Below are 18,005 nucleotides of genomic sequence, written 5' to 3'. Positions count from 1 at the left end.
CTACACTGTTGCTAGGTGAGCGGCCTCCACCGGATGACCTGGGGCCGAGCGGGATGTCCCGTATTCCAGTCGGCCCGAGCAGCAGGAGCGGCCACAATGACAGCCCTCGAGAATGACACGCAGGTAATGGACGTCGTGCGTAGCGACTCGGAATTGCTGGAAGCAGATTTGCGGGTTTTCCTGGCCGAACTGACGGTCTCGGCGGCGCAGGTAGCCGGCTCGGCCAATGGACCGCAGGAGTTGGACACCGCTGTGCGCCGAGCGTTTCACAACCCGGTCACCGACGCGCTCGGCTCGAAAGTGGGGCAGGAGGCGCTGCGGGCGGCGGGCGGTCCCGGCTTCCGTCCATCGATCGTGTATTGGGTCTTTCGCAACTACCGTGGCTTCGCCAAGACCGGGGAGGCAGGTGCCGACCTGCACGTCATCCGCCGGGTGGCGGTAGCGGTCCGAATTCTTCTGAAGGCTGCGGTCGTTCTCGACGATATCGAGGACGGCAGTGCGGTCCGATACGGCGAGCCTGCACTGCACACTACCCACGGGGTGCCGCTCGCCCTCAACACCGGAGCCTGGATGGTGCTCGCCGCGCTGCGGCATGCGGAATCACCCGCAGTCGTGAACTATCTTGTGCGCGCAGTCGAGAACGGCTTCATCGGTCAGGCGCTGGACATGTCCACCAGGCTCGCCGAGATTCGGCGCGAGATCGTCGCGGCCGACGGCGACAATCGGGTGAAGTTCTGGGAGTCGGTCGCGACGCTGAAAACCTCGACGCTGTTCCGGATGCCGTTGAATGCGGCCGCAACCGCCTTGCGGGTGCCGGACGACGAACTGACCGTTCTCGACGATGCGATGCGGCAGCTCGGCTTCGCGAGCCAGATTTTCAACGACCTCACCGATTTCGTCCCCGAGTTCGGCGGAGCCAATACCCATGAGGACTTCGACGGACTTACCAACCGGGTGTATCTCGAACTGCTCGGCGTCGAATCCACGCCGCCCGAGGCCGACACCGACCTGGTCGGAGACCGGTTGAAGATGTTCGCGCTCGGTCATCCTCGGCTCGGCAAAACCCTCGTCGAGCTCGCCGGGCAAGCGGTCGATCTCAAAGAGGAGGCCAAACGCCGGATTCACCAGCTGTGCCGATCGGCTGGCGGCGCGACGTATTTCGACCTCACGATCGATCGCAAGGGCCACGTGATGGAACGGCTGTTCGACGCGGTACGCACCCAATACCCGAACGCCTAGAACGGCCGCCACCATGATTATGCAGCGGCTGCGCGCCGAAACCCGGGCTTGGCACCATGCCTTGGAGACGACGCCCTTCAGTCTCGAGCTCCTGGGCGGGACACTGCCGCTCAGCTGGTATGTGGGCCAGCTGACGGCCTATCGGGTCGTTCTCGATGCCCTGGAAACCCGGCTGGCCTGCTTGGCGGACCCGATCGTGACCGCGGTATGGCGGCCCGACCTCGCGAAAGTGCATCTGCTGGACCGGGATCTGGAATTTTTCGACACCGTACCCGTCGGTGATGTGCCGGCTACGGCGATCGGTGCGGGACAACGGTTCGCTGAGGCGATCTGCGACCGTGCGGCCGAAAACCCCGTCTCGACACTCGGATTCCTGTACGTGATGGAAGGCTCCACCATGGGCGGATTGGAGCTGACCCCACATGTCCGTGCGACGTTCGGACTGACGGACGGCCGCGGAATCGCCTACTACAACTCCGGTGACCGGAAACGCTGGACGGCCTTCGCCGGGCGGATGAACGATGCTGTTGTCGACGAACCTCTGCAGCAATGCGTGCTGGCGACAGCGGACGAAGGCTATCGGGCGATAGCCGAAACACTCGCCGCACTGTCCCGGCCGGATCACGACGAACCGGCCCCGGCGGAACGACATCTGCCGTGATGGCAGCCATGCGAAGTATGAGCTCGAGGAGCTGCGCGAACAGAACGCCCGCCTGAAGCGACTGCTGGCCGAGGTAGAGCTGGAGAAGGACAGGTAGCCAGTTGCAGGTCATCTTCGGGGTGTACTCCGACACCGACGGTGCTGGGCTTGTGCCTGCGCCCGCCGAGATAATGGTGCAAGCCCCGCGCGGCACCTTTCCCGAGGACGAGGACAACGCCGCGCCCGCAATTGTTTTCGCCGATGCCTCCGTCGAGCTGCTCGACGCCACGGTGCGGTTGGTGCGACTGCTCGACCAGCCCCGCGATCGGGACGTGCTGGCCCCATTGGTCAAGCGAGAGATCCTGTGGCGCTTGATGACCGGCGAGCACGGCCCGACGGTCCGCCGGATCGGGCTCACCGATCCCCGCTTCTCTCCGATCGCCGAAGCGGTGCAGTGGATTCGGCAGCACTATCGGGAGTCGTTTCGGGTCGAGGAGCTGGCCGAGCGCACCGGTATGAGCCCTTCGGCGTTCCATCGGAATTTCCAGGCCGTCACCGCAACCACGCCCATCCAATACCAGAAGAAGATCAGACTTCAGGAGGCGCGGTTGTTGCTGGCAGCGAATCCCGGAGATGTCGCCGACATCGGATACCTCGTCGGATACGACAGCCCCTCCCAGTTCAGCCGGGAATACCGCCGCCTGTTCGGCACCCCACCCAGCCAAGACGCAATCCGGTTCACCGCACGAGCAGGCGACGAAACAGAGTGACCCGTCCGGAAAGACCATCCACGCCCGCGGGCAGTCTTACCCAGGAGCGAGATTTGACATGGAGTGAGATCGGTGCAGGCAAATACGCGATGCTGACCACTTACAAAAGGTTGGGCGGCCGCTCTCAGCTCGGGGCGGCGGGTGGGTCCGGCTGGGCGCCCCAAGGGCCATCACCGTTGTCGCCGGATGCCGCCACCTGTACCGGATGGCTGTCGTCGTCGGTGAGGAACATCGCCAGTTCCTGTCCTTGTTCGACGACCGCAGTGTGTTCGAAGCGGGAGAGGTGGCGCAGCGGGGTGACGGTCAGGGCGTCTGCACGGCAGGTCCAGGTCGCGGCGACCCGGCCGTCGACCAGCACGACGCGCTCGCCGGCGATTGAGAGGCCGCGGTGAGCATGGTCGATGATCCGGGTGCGGTCGTGGTAGCCGAGGATCGCGTTGTCGAACGCGGGCAGGAATCGCACCGGGGCGGGGATGTCCGGGTCCGGGCGTGGTGCGTCCGGGAGGTCGAGGAGTTCGCGGCCCTGTTCGTCGCGGAAGGTGAGCAGTTCGTCGCGGGTCGCGGCCACCGCGGCGGGAAGCCCGGCGAGGCCGCACCAGGCGCGCAGATCAGCCACCGAGGCCGGTCCGAATGCAGCGAGATAGCGCCGTACCAGCGCCTTTCCGACCGTATCGGTGCCGTCCGGGGCGGGCGGGTCGACCTCGCGACCCAGCCAGGTGGCAAGGGGCACGGCGCGTGCGCCGGACTTGTGGCGCCACAAGCCGCGTGGGGGCAGCTGCACCGTCGGGACGAGAGCGGCGATCACCAGTTCGCCGAGTGGCCGTGGCCCGGCCGTCGGCCACCGTGCGGCGAGTTCCCGGCCGAGTTCGGGCATGGTGCGCGGTCGGCCGTCTGCCAGCAGTTCCCAGGCCGCGGCCGTGAGTTCGTCGAGGTCTACTCCGGTGAGCTCGCGGCGGTAGGACCCGAGTATCTTCTGGCGCAGCATGGCGTCGTGGCGGGTCCGCCAGGCCAGTGCATCGGCGGCGGTGACCAGGTGAACTGTGCGGCGCATGAGTTGGGTGCGGACCACCCGCCGGGTGGTGAGCAGTTCGTCGAGGGTCGCCGGTTCGAAGGCGCGCAGTCGCGACCACAGCCCCACGAATGGTTCCTGCGGTTCCTGGGCCTGCAATCCGCACAGATGTGCGACAGCGCCGGACACCGGCAGGTCGGCACGCTCGAGCAGTAATTGCCGGGCGAGGGTGGCCCGGTTGAGCGCGCGGGAGGACAGGACGGTCATCAGGTCAGGCCGCCGCACGATGGGCTGCCGGCCGCCGGCGTAGCGCTGGGAGTTCCTGCTCGATACCGCGGTCGAGGATGGAATAGGTCGGCTGCTCGGCCGCAACGCGTGCGGCGGCGAGAATCTTCTGTTTCATGAGGGTGGCTCATCGGATCGCATGGAGAGCCGGATGCTCGGCCAACGGGCACGTCCGGTTCGGCGGGCGGTGGCGGGAAACCCGACACCGGAAACGGTGCACGGCGTCCTGCCACCGACCCGACACATCCCGTTCGAAAACGAGGCCGCCAACCTCTTCTTCCACCTGGCAGGTGGCCGATGAGGTGGCATCCAAGTCGCGATCTCGAGAGCCGACCGTTCCGTCGCATTTCGCGGTGTCCTGTTCCCCGACTTGCTCCCTACTCCGGGCACAGTCGATTGATCGCCAGCGGTTATGACACCGCCACGGTACGTCTCTGTTGTCATCCGCGGCCAATGAAGGTCTGTTCCAGGACTTCGTCCGAGAGTTCTCGGGCGATCGCGGCGAGTGCGACGCCGTTTCGTGCGGTCCCGAAGGCAGCGCCGGGTGGAAGCCGGGTTGCAAGTTCGGACAGGAGGCTACCGATGATCATGCCGCGTAGTTCGGTGAGACGGACGTTGCACACCGGATGACCTGGTATCGAGTCGTCGATTCCGCGGTCGTTATCCGGCCGCCGACGCCAATCGCCCGTCCCGAGCAGTGGTGCTCGCTGCGGTCGATGCGTGCGCCGGGCCGAGCCGGCGAGCCCACCGCGTCCAGTCGACGTAGACCGCGCCGAAGGAGATCGACGTGCCCTCGAACCAGCCGTACTACAACCGCCGTGCCCGCCGGGCAGCCCGCAAGCGCACCCCCGCCGGTGACCGACCGCGCTACCCGCGCCGATCGATGATTCTGGAAGTGATTCTCCCGGCTATGATGGCGGAACGCAGCATCGACATGGTTCGCGACGTCAGCGCGGCCCGCACCGTCCATCTATGGGGTCTCGCCTGCACCGACTCCGACACCGCCGCGAATGTTACCCATATGGTTGTCGACCTCGATTCCGATCCGCTGCAGTCACCAATTCTTGGACGCCGCCGCAGGATTGATCAACCAACTTCCCGGCCGCAAGCTCTGGGGATTTGGGTTCGCTTGCTGGATTGCCGGAGAGGAGATCCCAGTACTGGCGATGCAAATGCCGTCCGATCCTTCGGTGACGCGGTTCTACACCGCCCTGCCAGCATCCTTGGGTGCACCGATGCGGGCCCGGTCGCCTAGGTGTACTGACCACGGACGTTGGTAGCGGCGTGTCGGGCTGACATGGCGAAGACCTCCGGGTGAAGTGCGAGCTGTCTAGGAACGCATTCACCTGCCGGAGGTCTTCGTGTCCCACCGTAATGCCCCGCTGTCAGAACTGGGTCGGTTGCGTCTGGCGCGGTGCGTCGTCGACGATGGCTGGCCGCTGCGCCGAGCCGCCGAACGATTCCAAGTGTCAGCGACCACCGCTAAACGGTGGGCCGGCCGCTACCGCACTGTCGGCACCGCTGGGATGAGCGACCGGTCCAGCCGCCCGCACCGCAACCCGAACCGGACACCGACCCGCACCGAGCGCCGCATTATCAAGGTCCGGCTACTGCGCCGGTGGGGACCGGCCCGCATCGCCTACCTGCTCGGACTGCATCCCTCGACAGTGCACCGCGTACTGGCCCGCTACCGGATGGCCAGACTGCGATGGCTCGACCGTGCCACCGCAGCACCGGTACGCCGCTACGAACACTGCGCACCGGGAGACCTGGTGCACGTCGACATCAAGAAACTCGGCAACATCCCCGACGGCGGCGGGCACCGTGTGGTCGGCCGCCGCGCCGGCGCCCGCAACCGCACCCGTACGCCCGGAAAAACACTGCGCAGCAACGGTAAAAGCCATGTCGGCTGCAGCTACCTGCACAACGCAGTCGATGACTACTCGCGACTGGCTTACAGCGAAATCCTGCCCGACGAACGCAAGGAAACCGCTGTCATGTTCTGGCGTCGTGCGCGAAAATACTTCGCTTCCAAGGGGATCGCCGTCAAACGAGTCCTCACTGACAACGGTTCCTGTTACATCTCACAGCCGTGGCAAGCCGAGCTGGCCGCGACCGGTATCACGCACAAACGCACACGGCCCTACCGGCCGCAGACCAACGGCAAGGTCGAACGGTTCAACCGCACCCTGCTCGAGGAACGGGCCTACGCCCACCCCTACCGGTCCGAAACCGAACGCCGCGCCGCATTCACCGACTGGCTTCACGCCTACAATCACCACCGCGGCCACACCGCACTCGGCGGACACCCACCAGCCAGCCGCGTCCCCAACCTCTCAGGTCAGTACACCTAGGGCGTCGCGCGTTCTCGCCTGCGCCTGGTGACCTGCGGAAACATCCGGAGAATTGGAGGACGGATGAGCCGCTACTGCGGGATCGATTGCCCCGAAGGCCACCACGATATCGCCATCGTCGATCAGGACGGCACCCTGGTGTCGAAGAAACAGATCACCGACGATGCGGCCGGCTTCACTGCCCTCACCCAGCTGCTCACCGATGCCGGCGACACCGCCGAGAACCCGATCCCCGTCGCGATCGAAACCCCACGCGGGCTGATGGTCGCCACGATCCGCGCCACCGGCCGAACCGTCTACGCGATCACCCGATGGCCGTCGCCGGCTACCGCGAACGCCACACCATGGCCCGGTCGAAATCCGATCACGCCGACGCGATGACCCTGGCCGACATCCTGCGCGTCGACGCCCACATGCACCGACCCATCCCGGCACACACCGCACTCACCCAAGACATCGCCGTGCTGGCCCGGGCTCAGCAAGACGCCGTCTGGCGACGCACCAAGGCCAGCAACGAACTGCGCTCACTGCTGCACGAATACCACCCGATGTTCCTGGCCGCCTGCGGCGAACGGGTGCACAAACCTCCCCAAACCCGGGGTCCGCGCTGGCCTGGCCATCGCGGCAACCCCAGCCCTCGCAGCGAAACTCACCCGGGCCCGCGTCGCCGCCACGCTGCGCCGGGCTGGCTGCAACGCGGCATCGAAGACCTGGCCGACGACATCGTTGCCGAGCTGCGCCGTCCTGGCCTGCGCCAGCCCGACCTGGTCGAGAAGGCTATGGGCCGTCAGCCCTGGCCCTGCTCGCCACCCTCGACGCCGCCCGCACAGGCGCCGACGACCTCGAGCAGGCCGCGCCGAAGAGTTCCGCGAACACCCTGATCACGCGATCATCACCAGTTTCCCCCGCCTGGCAGACCTCACCGGCGCCCGCGTCCTCGCCGAAATCGGCGACGACCGAACCCGGTTCGCCGACGCCCGCGCGTTGAAGGCCTACGCCGGGACCGCGCCCGTCACCCGGGCGCCCGGGCGCCCGGGCGCAGCATCTCGATCACCTTCCGGCGGATCAAAAACGAAACAGCCCTACCAGACCCCGTCCCCTGCCACCGCTTGACGGAAACTGAGGTCACGATCGAGCAATCCGCGTATGTGTTCTGTCGAGCTGGTTATGGGCGGCGGCCACCGCCGCGGCGCGTGTGCTGCACGCCGAAAGCAAGTCTGGGCAGCAGATCCCACGCACCGGTGACCTCTCCTTGATGATTCGGGCGAACGGATGCTGACGCGGCTGCTGTCAGGCGGTGTGAACGGTGTAGAGGCTGAGGTTGTTGCCGTAGGGGTCGGCGAATTCGCAGAAGTCGACATGGGCGTCGATGTCGAATGGACGCGGCTTGTAGACAGCTTTCCAACCCGAAGCGAACTCGATCAAGGCCACCGATCGCGCACCACGAGCGGTTCGCCGAGCCCCGTCCTGACCGCGATCACGGCACCGCTGTCCGGCGGCGCCGCGAGCCGATCTAGTAGTTCGGGCAGATCGGCCACGAGCCGTTCCAGTAGCTCGGCCGCGTACTCGTGTCACAGGCGGGCGGCGGTGGTCAGGCGCCGGACCAGTGCGGGATACTCGTCATAGAGCGCTCGCCGGCGATCCGGCTCGGTGAATCGTTGGATGAAGCAAGCGAAGCGCTCGGTGGCAGTGCTGCCGGTCAAGATGCCCGCAGCCCGCTCTCGCGCCAATTCCGACACCATGGTGCGGTGCAGCAGGTGCCTCATTATTGCTCCGCCTCTTCCTCGCCCTTTCTCCATTGTGGCGACACTTTCGCGATTTCTTCGACCAAGAAGGCGTCGAGTTGGGTATCGGAAAGTTCACCTGTACCGTCCATCCACCAGCCGCCGATGCATTGAACTGCCGAATATGGTAGAGAGAAGGCATTCTGCATCAGCTCCATCAAGTCGGGCGTCGATACGTCCGGATAGAGCGCTATGATCTCGCGGAGGATTTGAGAGGGAGACCGTCCCTCTTGGTGCATCCGGGCTATCAGCACGGTTGCCTGATCATCGAACTTCGGCTCGCGATTATTCATGAAGTGAACTGCACTTTCACGGTTGTGTACTTTCCAGGATCGCCTTGAGAATCCAAGATCTTTACCGTCCGGAACCCTGCTTTATCGGCTTGTCTTCCGGTCCATGTCCTCGCTGCCGCGACCTCGGGTGACACCCCTGAAGCAGTGAGTTCATTGAAGCGGGCGAGGTTTGAGCCGTACTGCCAACTTCCATTTATTGACGCGAATTTCCCTTCGAAGAATCTCAGAATCGCCTGGAACTGCTCTGCACCCCTCAGCAGCGTTGAACGTTGCCCATCTTCCAGTTGGGTTCGGAGGGCCAATTGAAGTTCGCCGTTACGGCCGACTGTGCCCTCGGCGTAGAGCCGTGGGCTCGCTGTGTCCTGTATGAAGTATCGCTCACCCGGCACGGACCGATCGACCAGACGTGACGGCGGGGGACTATTCTCAGCAGGCGGCGCCTCGGTGTGTTCGGGCGTTCTGGGTCCCTCACCTGCTTTCTCGATCTCGTGCCCACCGCGCCGATCGACGTGCAACTTCTCCTCGACATCCTGCACGATGAAGCGAGCCGTGCGTTTGCCAGTGTCTCGGTAGGCTTGCGTTCCTTTCCTGGTCAAGCGTTCCAGTTCATTCGTGATCCAGGCAAGAAGATTCCTGCTACCTCTGCTCACTCCGGCATCACCGCTGTGGCAGGCACCCACGATCCGACGTGGCGGGCCACGCACTCGACCGCGGCACCCAGGATCTCGCTGCGAACCAGCTCCGCTCGATGCAGAACCGCAGCATCAAGGCGAACCCCGTTTCGCTGCCTCCGCTTGGTGGCAACCACCCACTGATCACCCCCCCGACATCCCCCGGTCGACAGGACCTCGAACACGGAGACCCCGTTCGCGACCGAGAGCACCCTGTCACCGACCTGAACCATGCCGGTGAGCCTATCCCGCCAGACCGACCGGTACGTGACATGATCGCAAGCGTGCTCGAAGCCCCTCTTGGTCTACCGGCTCAGCGACGGCAAGGCAGTCGGACCAGGCCGCCTCTATCGCCTGCGCGACGGTAGGTGGGCCGAGCCCTGGCGTTCGCGACGAGCACGGCACTGACGACTGCGGAGAAGGGCCGAAGCCGCAATCCTCCATGTTCCCGCGCGGCGCCCACCTGTCAGCGACGGACACCGTCTCGATGTGGCGTCAGCGCAGTGAGGCTCCCCGGAACGGTTCGCCCACACTGCCGGTGCGCACCCCTCCGAACTCCGCAGTCATGCAACTCCATCCACATTTCCCGACTCAGGGGAAAAGTCGAACCCGGCACCGCCGGCCAACGCCGACTCTCGGGCAGCAAGCCACCGGGTGAGGGCGTTTGCGTGGGGTCGTCGAGTAGGTCGAGATCTGTCTCTTCCCTCGCCGGTGGCCAGCCTGGACGCTCCGCGGCCACCCGGGCGGCAGCCGCTGCCCATTCCGCGTGCACGGCCTCGAACGACCGGTCGGCCTCTTCGACCAGCTGCACCGGTCGAACCGGTGCCTGCCCGAGCCGTCGTCCAGCCGTACCAGCGGCAGCTCATCGATCCATGCCCAGCAGCCTCCGCCGGCACGCATCAGTGTCTCGCCGAGATACGCCGCGACCGCCGGCACGCTCTCCTCATCATCGGAGTCCAGCTGCTGCGCGTATGTCGCCAGCCCGCGCAGGGACGAGGCGGTGACATCGAGCGTGACGTCGTCCAGCACTTCGTCGTCGTCCAGATCGAAGAACCGCCCCCAGAAGTATGTCCCGCCACTCTGTCAGCGGATCGTCGTCCATGAGCCTCGCACCTCGCACTCCTTGCCGAAGCGGCGACTACAACTATTCATTCACGGCGCAATAGTCGTAGTGCCGTCCCAGGTAGCCCGGCTGATCGAACACGTGCTTCAAGTCCAGGAACGGAAACATCAGCTGGCTACGTGCGCCGACCTGCCTGACGACCTCGTACCCCTCCTGATCGTGGTCCCAGTATCCGCCCAGATTCCGGCGTAGTACCTCACCCAGATGCCAGGAAGCACCATCCCGGAATCCGCGGTACTCCGCCGCACCGCGCCGGCCGACTTCGTGGATCATGAGCCGGTCGACCGATCTTCCCGCCGGACGCCGTGCTCATCTGGACGAACTTCTCGGGGCACGCCCCGAGATGACCTACCTGGCTCGGCTCGTCGGCGAGTTCGCAGCGATCCTGATCGAACGTCGCGGTGGCGCTCTCGACGAGTGGATGAATCAAAGTTCGCGAGGCCGGGCTGACCGAACTCGACCCTTTCCTACGTGGCCTCGACCAGGACCACGACGCCGCGGTCGCCCGGCCCTACAGCAACGGCCCGATCGAAAGCGTCAACACCAAGACCAAACTGATCAAGCGACAAATGTATGGGAGGGCCAATTTTCAGCTACTTCGGCACCGCATCCTGCTCGCATAGCCCGGGCGTCACCGGAAGTGAACCAGGGCGGTTAAAAAATTGACAGTCTCTCCGGACATGGGAAGCTCGCGTTGTCGGCGACTACTCTCCCCAGTACGATCCCCAGTGGTTTCCAGTGGCGTTCCGAACGGGTTTCACAGGATCGCGTACCACCTGGGTGAGGCGCCTTAATGGGTCGGTCGGCACGGATGCCTAGATCCACACGCAGATAAGAGATGTAATGAGCAGTATTTATGAGAGGATCGGCGGCGCCGAGGCACTCGAGGTCGTTGTCGCCGACTTCTATGTCCGGGTTCTCGCGGACGATGAGTTGGCCGGATTCTTCAAGGGCGTCAATATGTCCCGGCTCCAGGGGCGTCAAGTGGAGTTCTTCGCCGCGGCACTCGGCGGTCCCGATCCCTACACAGGTGCCCCGATGCATCGCATCCACCAGGGTAAGGGAATTACGATGCGCCACTTCGAACTCGTGGCGGCGCATCTGTCCGATTCTCTCGCGGCTGCGGGTGTGCCCGCCGAGACCGTGGAACAGATCATCGGCACGGTGTCGAATCTGGCATCAGACATCGTCAGTGGTTCGGCTGCATGACCGGTTGATACTACGGAATCCGAGAAATGATCGGAGCGGCGAACCGCCGAGGAGGGATGTCGAGCGCGCCTATCGTGCGATCGACTCCTCCCATTTTCCGACGGTCGCCCATAAATGTAGCGACCGGCGGTGGCGGTAGGGACTTGGTTGTCGCACAGTCGATCCAAGTTTATTGACAAACGGTGTGCGTGAAGCACACTCAGATGTAATGGGCCTGCTGGCGAAATTCATCATGGCAATGCTTACGAATCAAGTCTCACCCCTACTCGCCAGACTCGGATAAGACTACTTGGTCTGCATATCCCCGTACGTGATGTAGAGCGACTTCAGGGATACAGAGCATGGCGACGATGGGTGCGGCTGATCTGCCCGCCGACAACGGCGCGGCAAAGCGGTCGAAGAACAGGGGTGAATCGGCGTGGCCGAAGCGACGAGTGCGACCGGTCGACCGAGCCGGGGCGCGGGTGCGCTGCTCCGGCGACAGGGGCCACTCGCGAGTGATCGAGTGGGGTCGCGCGGTGACGCCGGGGCGTTGAAAGTTCCGGCGGCCATGGTAACTGGGCCGAAGCATGCCAGACGCTTGCCCGCTCACCACATGGACCTGCTTGGGACGAAGCAGTCCTGGCTGGGTACGGCTCTACAACGACATCGCCACCATAGACCAGCTCTATGCGATTGACACTGGTGCGCGACGCGCATGATTGCGAAAGGCTTTGTTCGAGGTGCTGACCAACGTCACCTGCTGTAGTCAAAGGCGTTCTCCCCGTTTGCGTTCGGCTGCAGATCGTGAGAAGTTCATGCCGTGTTCGAAGGACCTGCATGGGGCGCAGATATGAGGCCCCTCTGTTCAGGGCGTACGAGTGAGTTCGGGGTCATCATCGGCATCCCGGGATCGAGGTGTTTCCGTTGGAAAATCCGGGATCGAGAGGTGTTGCGCCGGTACAGGATCGATCGACAGATGAGTTGGTGATCGGACATGGATGTTCCAGCGCTCAGAGACAGCTGGCTCAGGATTGAGAAGGTCGGCGACGAGGCGGTTCTGTACTTCTACTCACATCTGTTCATGACGCACCCCGAAGTCCGCGATCTGTTCCCGGTGTCGATGGCCGCCCAGCGCGGCAAATTCTTAGTGGCGCTCGGCCGCATTGTCAGTAATGTCGACCGTGTTGCCGCCGACCCCACCTTTGTGCGGCAACTTGGCCGCGACCATCGCAAATTCGAGGTCGTTGCCGACCACTACCCTGCGGCCGGAGCGTCACTGCTGGCTACGCTCCAGTACTTCCTCGGCGAGGCGTGGACCGACAGTCTCGCCTCCGACTGGGCCGAGGCGTATGGCTCGGTCGCCCAGATCATGATGGCGGCGGCCGAGGAGGACGAGGAAACCACTCCAGCCTGGTGGGAGGCGGAGGTCGTCGCCACCGAACGCCGCGGAATGGACGTCGGGTTGCTACGCATCCGGCCCACCGAGCCCTACGACTATGCCGCCGGACAGTCCATGGCCGTGGAGGTTCCGCAGCGGCCGCGGCTGTGGCGCTACTACACCCCGGCCAACGCGCCCCGCCCCGACGGAACCCTCGACCTGCATGTGCAGATCGTCGCCGGTGGACAGGTCAGCGCCACCCTCGCCCGGACGGTCACGGTCGGCGACACACTGCGGCTGGGCGCGCCGATCGGCACCGCACTCACCCTGCCCGCGAATTTCCGCGGGGATCTGCTGATGGTGGCGGGCGGTACGGGGCTCGCTCCGATGACCGCCCTGATCGAACAACTCGACGAGAACTGGCGCACCACGGGCGAGGCCACGAATGTCCATCTCTTCCACGGGGTCCGGACTCAATGGAACATCTACGATCATGCCTTCCTGTCCGAGCTGGCCGGGACCAGGCCATGGTTGCGCTACACCCCGGTGGTCTCCGATGACCCGACCTACCCGGGTGCTGTGGGGCTGGTCGGCACGGTGGCCGCCCAGACCCACCCCTGGCAGGGCAGGACCGCGCTCATTTGCGGCTCCGCCGCGATGGTGGAGCACGCTGCCGGTGAACTGCGGCGCGCGGGCCTGCCCGACTCGGCCATCCGATTCGAGAACCTCGACGGCCGCACCCCCGAGGACATCACACCGAATACCTCCGCAGCTCCGGCGGAGAGATTGCGCACGAGGTAGCGACATGACGCTGAGGGCACGTGATATCGAGAACGCGAAATTCAAGAAGTCGGCACTGGGTCGCCGCGGGTACGACGAACGCGACGTCGACGAATTCGTCCGGCGAGTAGCCCGTGAGGTTTCCCGGCTGAACTCGGCGAACAAGCGGCTGACCCAGCAGCTGGACTTCGGCGACGAGAAGGCGCTGCTGGCCGACAACAACTATCTAGCTCACCAGGTTGCGGATCTCGAGTTTCGGGTCTCGATGTACAAGTCGGCGCTCGGCGATTCCTCCACCGTCGAATCCCTGCGCACCGAGCTGGAGGAACTGCAGCGCGAGAACGCACAGCTGCGCGAGGATTCCCAGCGCGATCTGCTCGGAGTGAACGTACGCGCAGTGAACATGCTCAGCCAGGCGCAGATCACCGCGGAATCAACGGTGGCCGAAGCCGAGATCTATGCCCGTGAGCTGGTCGCGCACGCCCGCGAGCAGTACGCAGAGATTCTGCGGCAGGCCCAGCAGTCGGCAGCCCGCGCGGCGGACGGCATCGCCGCCGTGGTGGCCGATCCAGCAGGATCTTCCGATCCCCTGCCCGCGGAGATCGAGTACATCCGCACTTACGCCCAGATCGCGGAGAAGCAGATGCATACGATCATCGAGGCGCTTTTCACCGAGATCGACAAGCTCGGAGGTGAACAGGCGCGACCTCATTGCGACGCCGAGCCGCCCGGAAGTGGACTGAACAACTTCGAGTCCAGCACACCGGCCATGACACAGATGCCGCCTCGAATACAGCGCGATGCGTTGGAACCCGCGGCACGGCCACCAGCGGCGCGCTCGGTTGACTAGGATTATCGACTGCGGGTGCGCGGCGCGAAAAGTGCCTGTCGACAACAGATTGAACTCCGGCTCCTGGACAGCGCATAGCCGCGGCGAATTCACCGATGGGCTGTCCTGGAGTTCTGTCCGCCAGGGCCCACGCAACCGGACTGAACTGCCCTCATGACTCAGCTCGGCGTCCAGTGGTTTCATCGGATGCTGATGTGATAGAACCGCAGCCACTCGGCGATCTGTAGCAGCAACGACAGCGTGTCCGCAGAGCGCCACATGCCCTGCTGGCCGGGCGGTCCGGCCAGCAGGTCGAGGACCGCCTCTCGGCGTACCAGCGGTAGTAGTGGCGAGTTGGGGTCGGCGAGTTCGGCCCGCATCTCCTCCCGGAGTGTCTGTTCGTAGGCCGGATGCTGGCTGACGGGGAACGAGGTCTTCTTCCGATCCAGCACTGGGGCTGGCAGCAGGTCGGCGACCGCGTTCCGTAGCAGGCCTTTGACTCGCCCGTCGGAGGTCTTGAACGCCCACGGGGTGTTCCACAGGTACTCCACCAGTCGGTGATCACAGAACGGCACCCGAACCTCGAGGCCGACTCGCATGCTCATCCGGTCTTTGAAATCCAGCAGCATGGTCAGCCATCGAGTTAGGTTGGCGTAGAACATTTCCCGGATCCGTACGTCGCCCGGCGCCTCACCGTCTAGCGCTGGCACTTCGGCCATGGTTTGTGCGTAGCGCTCGGCGATGTACTCCTGCGGTCGCAGCAGCCGCCACAACTCGGTGTCGAGTACCGGCTCGAACGCGGCGACCGAGACCGCCCACGGGAATGTAGCGGCACCGAGCATACGCTGATCGAAAAACCAGGGGTAGCCACCGAACACCTCGTCGGCCGACTCTCCGGACAACGCCACTGTCGAGCGCTTCTTGACCTCGCGGAACAACAAGTACTGGGCGGCGTTGGTATCGGCGAGTCCGGGCAGGTCGCGAGCACGCAACACTTCGGACCGGGCGCTGATCACCTCGTCGGTGCGTAGCAGCAACTCGATGTGATCGCTGCGCACTCGCTGTGCCACCATCCGCGCGAACGGGGTGTCTTGTTCCGGGCGAATCGCGCTGGGCTGGAAATTATCCTGGTTGCCCTCGAAGTCGATCGAGTATGTGGCGAGTCGGTCGCGGCTGTTCCGGTTCAGCACGCCTGTGGCCAGCGCGGTCACCGCACTGGAGTCCAGGCCGCCGGACAGTAGCGTGCCCACCGGAACGTCGGCGATCAGCTGCCGTCGCACGATGTCCTCCAGCAACTCGCGCACCGCAGCGGTGGTGGTCGGCAGATCGTCGGGGTGTTCACCGCTGGTCAGCGCCCAGTATCGTTGCTCCCGGCAGCTCCGGCGCTGGATCCACGCGTAGTGGCCGGGCCGCAGTGCGCGAATATCGCGGAACACCGCATGCCCGGGAGTCTGGGTGGCGCAGAACACCTCGGCAAGGCCCTCGATACCGACCTCGGCCGCAGCGATCGGGTTGGCCAGCAATGTTTTCAGCTCCGAGCCGAATAGCACCCCGGTAGCGTAGGGCAGGTAGAACAGTGGCTTGACGCCCAGCCGGTCGCGTCCAAGCAGCAGCCCCTGCCGGTTGGGGTCCCAGACGCCGAAGGCGAACATGCCATTCAATCGGGGCAGGCAGTGCTCGCCCCATTCCAGGTAGCTGTGTAGTAGCACTTCGGTGTCGGATCGGGTTCGGAACTGGTGGCCTAGTCTCTGCAACTCGCCACGCAACTCAGGGAAGTTGTAGATCTCCCCGCTGTAGGTCACCACGCACGGCTGCTCACCCTCTCGACTGGCCTGCATCGGTTGCACGCCACCCTCGATGTCGATCACCGCCAATCGTCGATGACCGAATGCCGCCCGCGGCGAGAGCCACACCCCACCCGCGTCGGGACCACGCGGAATGAGGGTATCGGTCATCGCTTCCAGTAGCGGACGCTGCTGGGTGAGGTCTCGCTCCCAATCGACCCAGCCGGTGATACCGCACATCGTCGTTCCTCCTCTTCCTGGCATTTGAACGACGAGCCTCACAGTTGAAGTCAACTTCAAGTCAAGGGTTGTGGGCCGGATCTTGATGCGCTTGGCTTGCAGTGTGAAGTCGAGGTCGATCGGCGAAGTCGCCGAGTTGTTGGGCGTAGCGACGTCGACGCTGCGTTGGTGGGAGAAGGAAGGACTGATCTCACCGGAAGATCGCAGAGGCGGTCGGCGGTACTACAGCCAGGACGAGATACGCAGGCTGGCGATAATCCAATACCTGCAGGAAACCGGGCTGATGAGCCTCAGCGATATCGCCGCGGTGCTGGCCGGTCGAGGCAGCAACGGGGACTGGCACGACGTGATACGCACTCGGATCGATGCATTCGAAGCCCAGATCGAGCGACTCATCGCTGCCAAAGATTTTCTCGAGCACGCGTTGCGATGTCACCGCGACAATCCCGCGACCGAATGCCCGTATCTGGCCGAAGACATCGACGCGAGGTTGGCGCGCTGAAGGTCGCCATCATCGACGCCGGATCCAGACGCGTTCCTCCGGTACTCAGCGGCTCGCCGGCGCCAACTGCTACTGACATCGCCCGGTTGCCACCAGCGCTGCGACAAGCGCCGACATAGCGATCCAACTCGCCCATTTGCCAGGTATGGAGTGTGTCGCCCGCCGGATCTGCCTAGGTGCCGATGCTCGCCGGGACCGGGTTGGCGGGCAAGTTCGATCAACCATGGAGCAATGCAGTGGGCCACAGGCTGCCCGAGGCCATTCTGATCCAGGTCATATGCGGTAGCGGGCGGCACCGTTCGCCTACACCTTCATCGGACGGTGATTTGGCTTGGCTCTGGTACAGATCTGCACCATTGGTGAACTTGTCATGGTTTCCTCCTCGCGTGTCATGTGCAGCGGTAGGGTCGCGTCTTACCGCACCGGCGACTGCACAGGCGGTCGATCGAGTAGGTCTGGGTTGTTGGTTTCGGGCACGGCGCGGGGTTGCGTGCTTCGGCCCCGCCGGGGCTGGCGTGGCCGCGCGCAGGCATGGTGATCATGAGCGGAGCGGTCAGTCGATCATTCGGGAGTAGGGCCGGTGCGGGGTGAGGTTGGTCTGGCCGCCAGGGGTGAGGTTGGTTTGCCCGCCGGGTGTCAGATTGGTCTGCGGGCCGCACACCAAGTTGGGCCAGCGGCAGGTCGGCAGGTTGGGGTCCTGACCGGCGTGGGCGACTCCGGCCGTCACCAGACCCACGCCCAGCAGGGCGGGTGCCGCGGCAATCGCCAGGGCGCGTGCGAACTGGTGGCTGCGGCGAGACGAGCGCTGGTTGATGGTCATGTTCGTGCTCCTTCGGATGGCGTGGCGGGCGGTCCCGCTGTCGTGATGACGCTGTCTAGACTCATCGACGCCGGACCGCGCCGAAAGGCCACTAAGGGTGCACGGCAGCTCACCCTCGACATGGTTCGATCCCACCAAGGTGGGCACTTCTCAGCAGAATGCCTCGACTCCGGGGTTACGGATGGCGACCGTCTCTGTGCACCCGGTGCTGGAGAGGACCCGGGAGGTCCGCCCACTCCCAGACGCGTAGTCTCTAGAGTAGTCTGACTGGCGCTGTGGTATCGAGTGGTACTGGGCATTCGCCCAGGTGCTG

Annotated in this window: 18 protein-coding genes and 1 pseudogene; 11 read left to right on the top strand and 8 right to left on the bottom strand. The window is 64.6% G+C overall.

Annotation, left to right across the window (positions count from 1 at the left end):
• The first annotated feature begins 96 nt into the window (after nt 1-96).
• The 3 genes from K8O92_25765 (at nt 97) to K8O92_25755 (ending at nt 2,649) form a co-directional block, all read left to right on the top strand.
• The gene (locus K8O92_25765; protein ID UAK31215.1) at nt 97-1,239 is read left to right on the top strand and encodes a polyprenyl synthetase family protein; all 1,143 of its coding nucleotides are present in this window, start codon (nt 97-99) and stop codon (nt 1,237-1,239) included.
• 13 nt (nt 1,240-1,252) lie between these two features.
• Nucleotides 1,253-1,900 carry a biliverdin-producing heme oxygenase gene (locus K8O92_25760; GenBank protein UAK31214.1) on the top strand — a complete coding sequence of 216 codons (648 nt, stop codon included), beginning with the start codon at nt 1,253-1,255 and terminating at the stop codon, nt 1,898-1,900.
• A gap of 170 nt (nt 1,901-2,070) precedes the next feature.
• A complete protein-coding gene (locus tag K8O92_25755) occupies nt 2,071-2,649 on the top strand; it encodes an AraC family transcriptional regulator (protein ID UAK35943.1) in 579 nt (192 codons plus the stop codon).
• Between the two features lie 124 nt (nt 2,650-2,773).
• Here K8O92_25755 and K8O92_25750 read toward each other — a convergent pair whose 3' ends face one another.
• Nucleotides 2,774-3,925 carry a winged helix DNA-binding domain-containing protein gene (locus K8O92_25750; GenBank protein UAK31213.1) on the bottom strand — a complete coding sequence of 384 codons (1,152 nt, stop codon included), beginning with the start codon at nt 3,923-3,925 and terminating at the stop codon, nt 2,774-2,776.
• 805 nt (nt 3,926-4,730) lie between these two features.
• Here K8O92_25750 and K8O92_25745 point away from each other — a divergent pair.
• The 3 genes and pseudogenes from K8O92_25745 (at nt 4,731) to K8O92_25735 (ending at nt 7,373) form a co-directional block, all read left to right on the top strand.
• Complete coding sequence (locus tag K8O92_25745) at nt 4,731-5,198, top strand: hypothetical protein (GenBank protein ID UAK31212.1); 468 nt, start codon at nt 4,731-4,733, stop codon at nt 5,196-5,198.
• A gap of 106 nt (nt 5,199-5,304) precedes the next feature.
• Nucleotides 5,305-6,297, top strand: coding sequence for an IS481 family transposase (locus tag K8O92_25740; GenBank protein UAK31211.1), 993 nt, complete (start codon nt 5,305-5,307; stop codon nt 6,295-6,297).
• A gap of 63 nt (nt 6,298-6,360) precedes the next feature.
• Nucleotides 6,361-7,373: pseudogene (locus tag K8O92_25735) on the top strand (IS110 family transposase).
• Nucleotides 7,374-7,587: 214 nt separating this feature from the next.
• On the opposite strand, the gene K8O92_25730 reads toward K8O92_25735, so the two are convergent.
• From K8O92_25730 to K8O92_25710, 5 genes are all read right to left on the bottom strand, one after another.
• Complete coding sequence (locus K8O92_25730) at nt 7,588-7,728, bottom strand: type 2 lantipeptide synthetase LanM (GenBank protein ID UAK31210.1); 141 nt, start codon at nt 7,726-7,728, stop codon at nt 7,588-7,590.
• A gap of 140 nt (nt 7,729-7,868) precedes the next feature.
• The gene (locus K8O92_25725; GenBank protein ID UAK31209.1) at nt 7,869-8,063 is read right to left on the bottom strand and encodes a hypothetical protein; all 195 of its coding nucleotides are present in this window, start codon (nt 8,061-8,063) and stop codon (nt 7,869-7,871) included.
• The gene (locus tag K8O92_25720; GenBank protein UAK31208.1) at nt 8,063-8,374 is read right to left on the bottom strand and encodes a hypothetical protein; all 312 of its coding nucleotides are present in this window, start codon (nt 8,372-8,374) and stop codon (nt 8,063-8,065) included. The genes K8O92_25725 and K8O92_25720 overlap by 1 nt, the downstream gene beginning before the upstream one ends.
• Complete coding sequence (locus tag K8O92_25715; protein ID UAK31207.1) at nt 8,371-9,024, bottom strand: hypothetical protein; 654 nt, start codon at nt 9,022-9,024, stop codon at nt 8,371-8,373. The genes K8O92_25720 and K8O92_25715 overlap by 4 nt, the downstream gene beginning before the upstream one ends.
• Before the next feature lie 1,165 nt (nt 9,025-10,189).
• Nucleotides 10,190-10,441, bottom strand: a complete 252-nt coding sequence (locus tag K8O92_25710) for a hypothetical protein (GenBank protein ID UAK31206.1) — start codon at nt 10,439-10,441, stop codon at nt 10,190-10,192.
• Between the two features lie 152 nt (nt 10,442-10,593).
• Between K8O92_25710 and K8O92_25705 the strand changes: the two genes are divergently transcribed.
• From K8O92_25705 to K8O92_25690, 4 genes are all read left to right on the top strand, one after another.
• On the top strand, nt 10,594-10,791 hold the full coding sequence (locus K8O92_25705) for a transposase (GenBank protein UAK35942.1): 198 nt from the start codon (nt 10,594-10,596) through the stop codon (nt 10,789-10,791).
• 220 nt (nt 10,792-11,011) lie between these two features.
• A complete protein-coding gene (locus K8O92_25700) occupies nt 11,012-11,377 on the top strand; it encodes a group 1 truncated hemoglobin (GenBank protein UAK31205.1) in 366 nt (121 codons plus the stop codon).
• Nucleotides 11,378-12,353: 976 nt separating this feature from the next.
• Nucleotides 12,354-13,538 carry a hypothetical protein gene (locus tag K8O92_25695; protein ID UAK31204.1) on the top strand — a complete coding sequence of 395 codons (1,185 nt, stop codon included), beginning with the start codon at nt 12,354-12,356 and terminating at the stop codon, nt 13,536-13,538.
• A gap of 4 nt (nt 13,539-13,542) precedes the next feature.
• Complete coding sequence (locus K8O92_25690; protein UAK31203.1) at nt 13,543-14,367, top strand: DivIVA domain-containing protein; 825 nt, start codon at nt 13,543-13,545, stop codon at nt 14,365-14,367.
• 179 nt (nt 14,368-14,546) lie between these two features.
• Here the strand turns inward: K8O92_25690 and asnB are convergent, their stop codons facing one another.
• Nucleotides 14,547-16,370 (bottom strand): asparagine synthase (glutamine-hydrolyzing), encoded by a 1,824-nt coding sequence (asnB, locus tag K8O92_25685; GenBank protein ID UAK31202.1) that lies wholly within the window; start codon nt 16,368-16,370, stop codon nt 14,547-14,549.
• Nucleotides 16,371-16,473: 103 nt separating this feature from the next.
• On the opposite strand from asnB, the gene K8O92_25680 reads away from it, so the two are divergent.
• Nucleotides 16,474-16,872: a MerR family transcriptional regulator gene (locus tag K8O92_25680; protein UAK31201.1), complete on the top strand. Its 399-nt coding sequence runs from the start codon at nt 16,474-16,476 to the stop codon at nt 16,870-16,872.
• Nucleotides 16,873-17,425: 553 nt separating this feature from the next.
• Here K8O92_25680 and K8O92_25675 read toward each other — a convergent pair.
• Nucleotides 17,426-17,692 (bottom strand): hypothetical protein, encoded by a 267-nt coding sequence (locus K8O92_25675; protein ID UAK31200.1) that lies wholly within the window; start codon nt 17,690-17,692, stop codon nt 17,426-17,428.
• Nucleotides 17,693-18,005 lie beyond the last annotated feature (313 nt).

It is taken from the genome of Nocardia asteroides, assembly GCA_019930625.1.
Lineage (GTDB): Bacteria > Actinomycetota > Actinomycetes > Mycobacteriales > Mycobacteriaceae > Nocardia > Nocardia sputi.
Note: the sequence above shows the minus strand (reverse complement) of the source record. Positions and strands in the feature narration are given on the sequence as shown.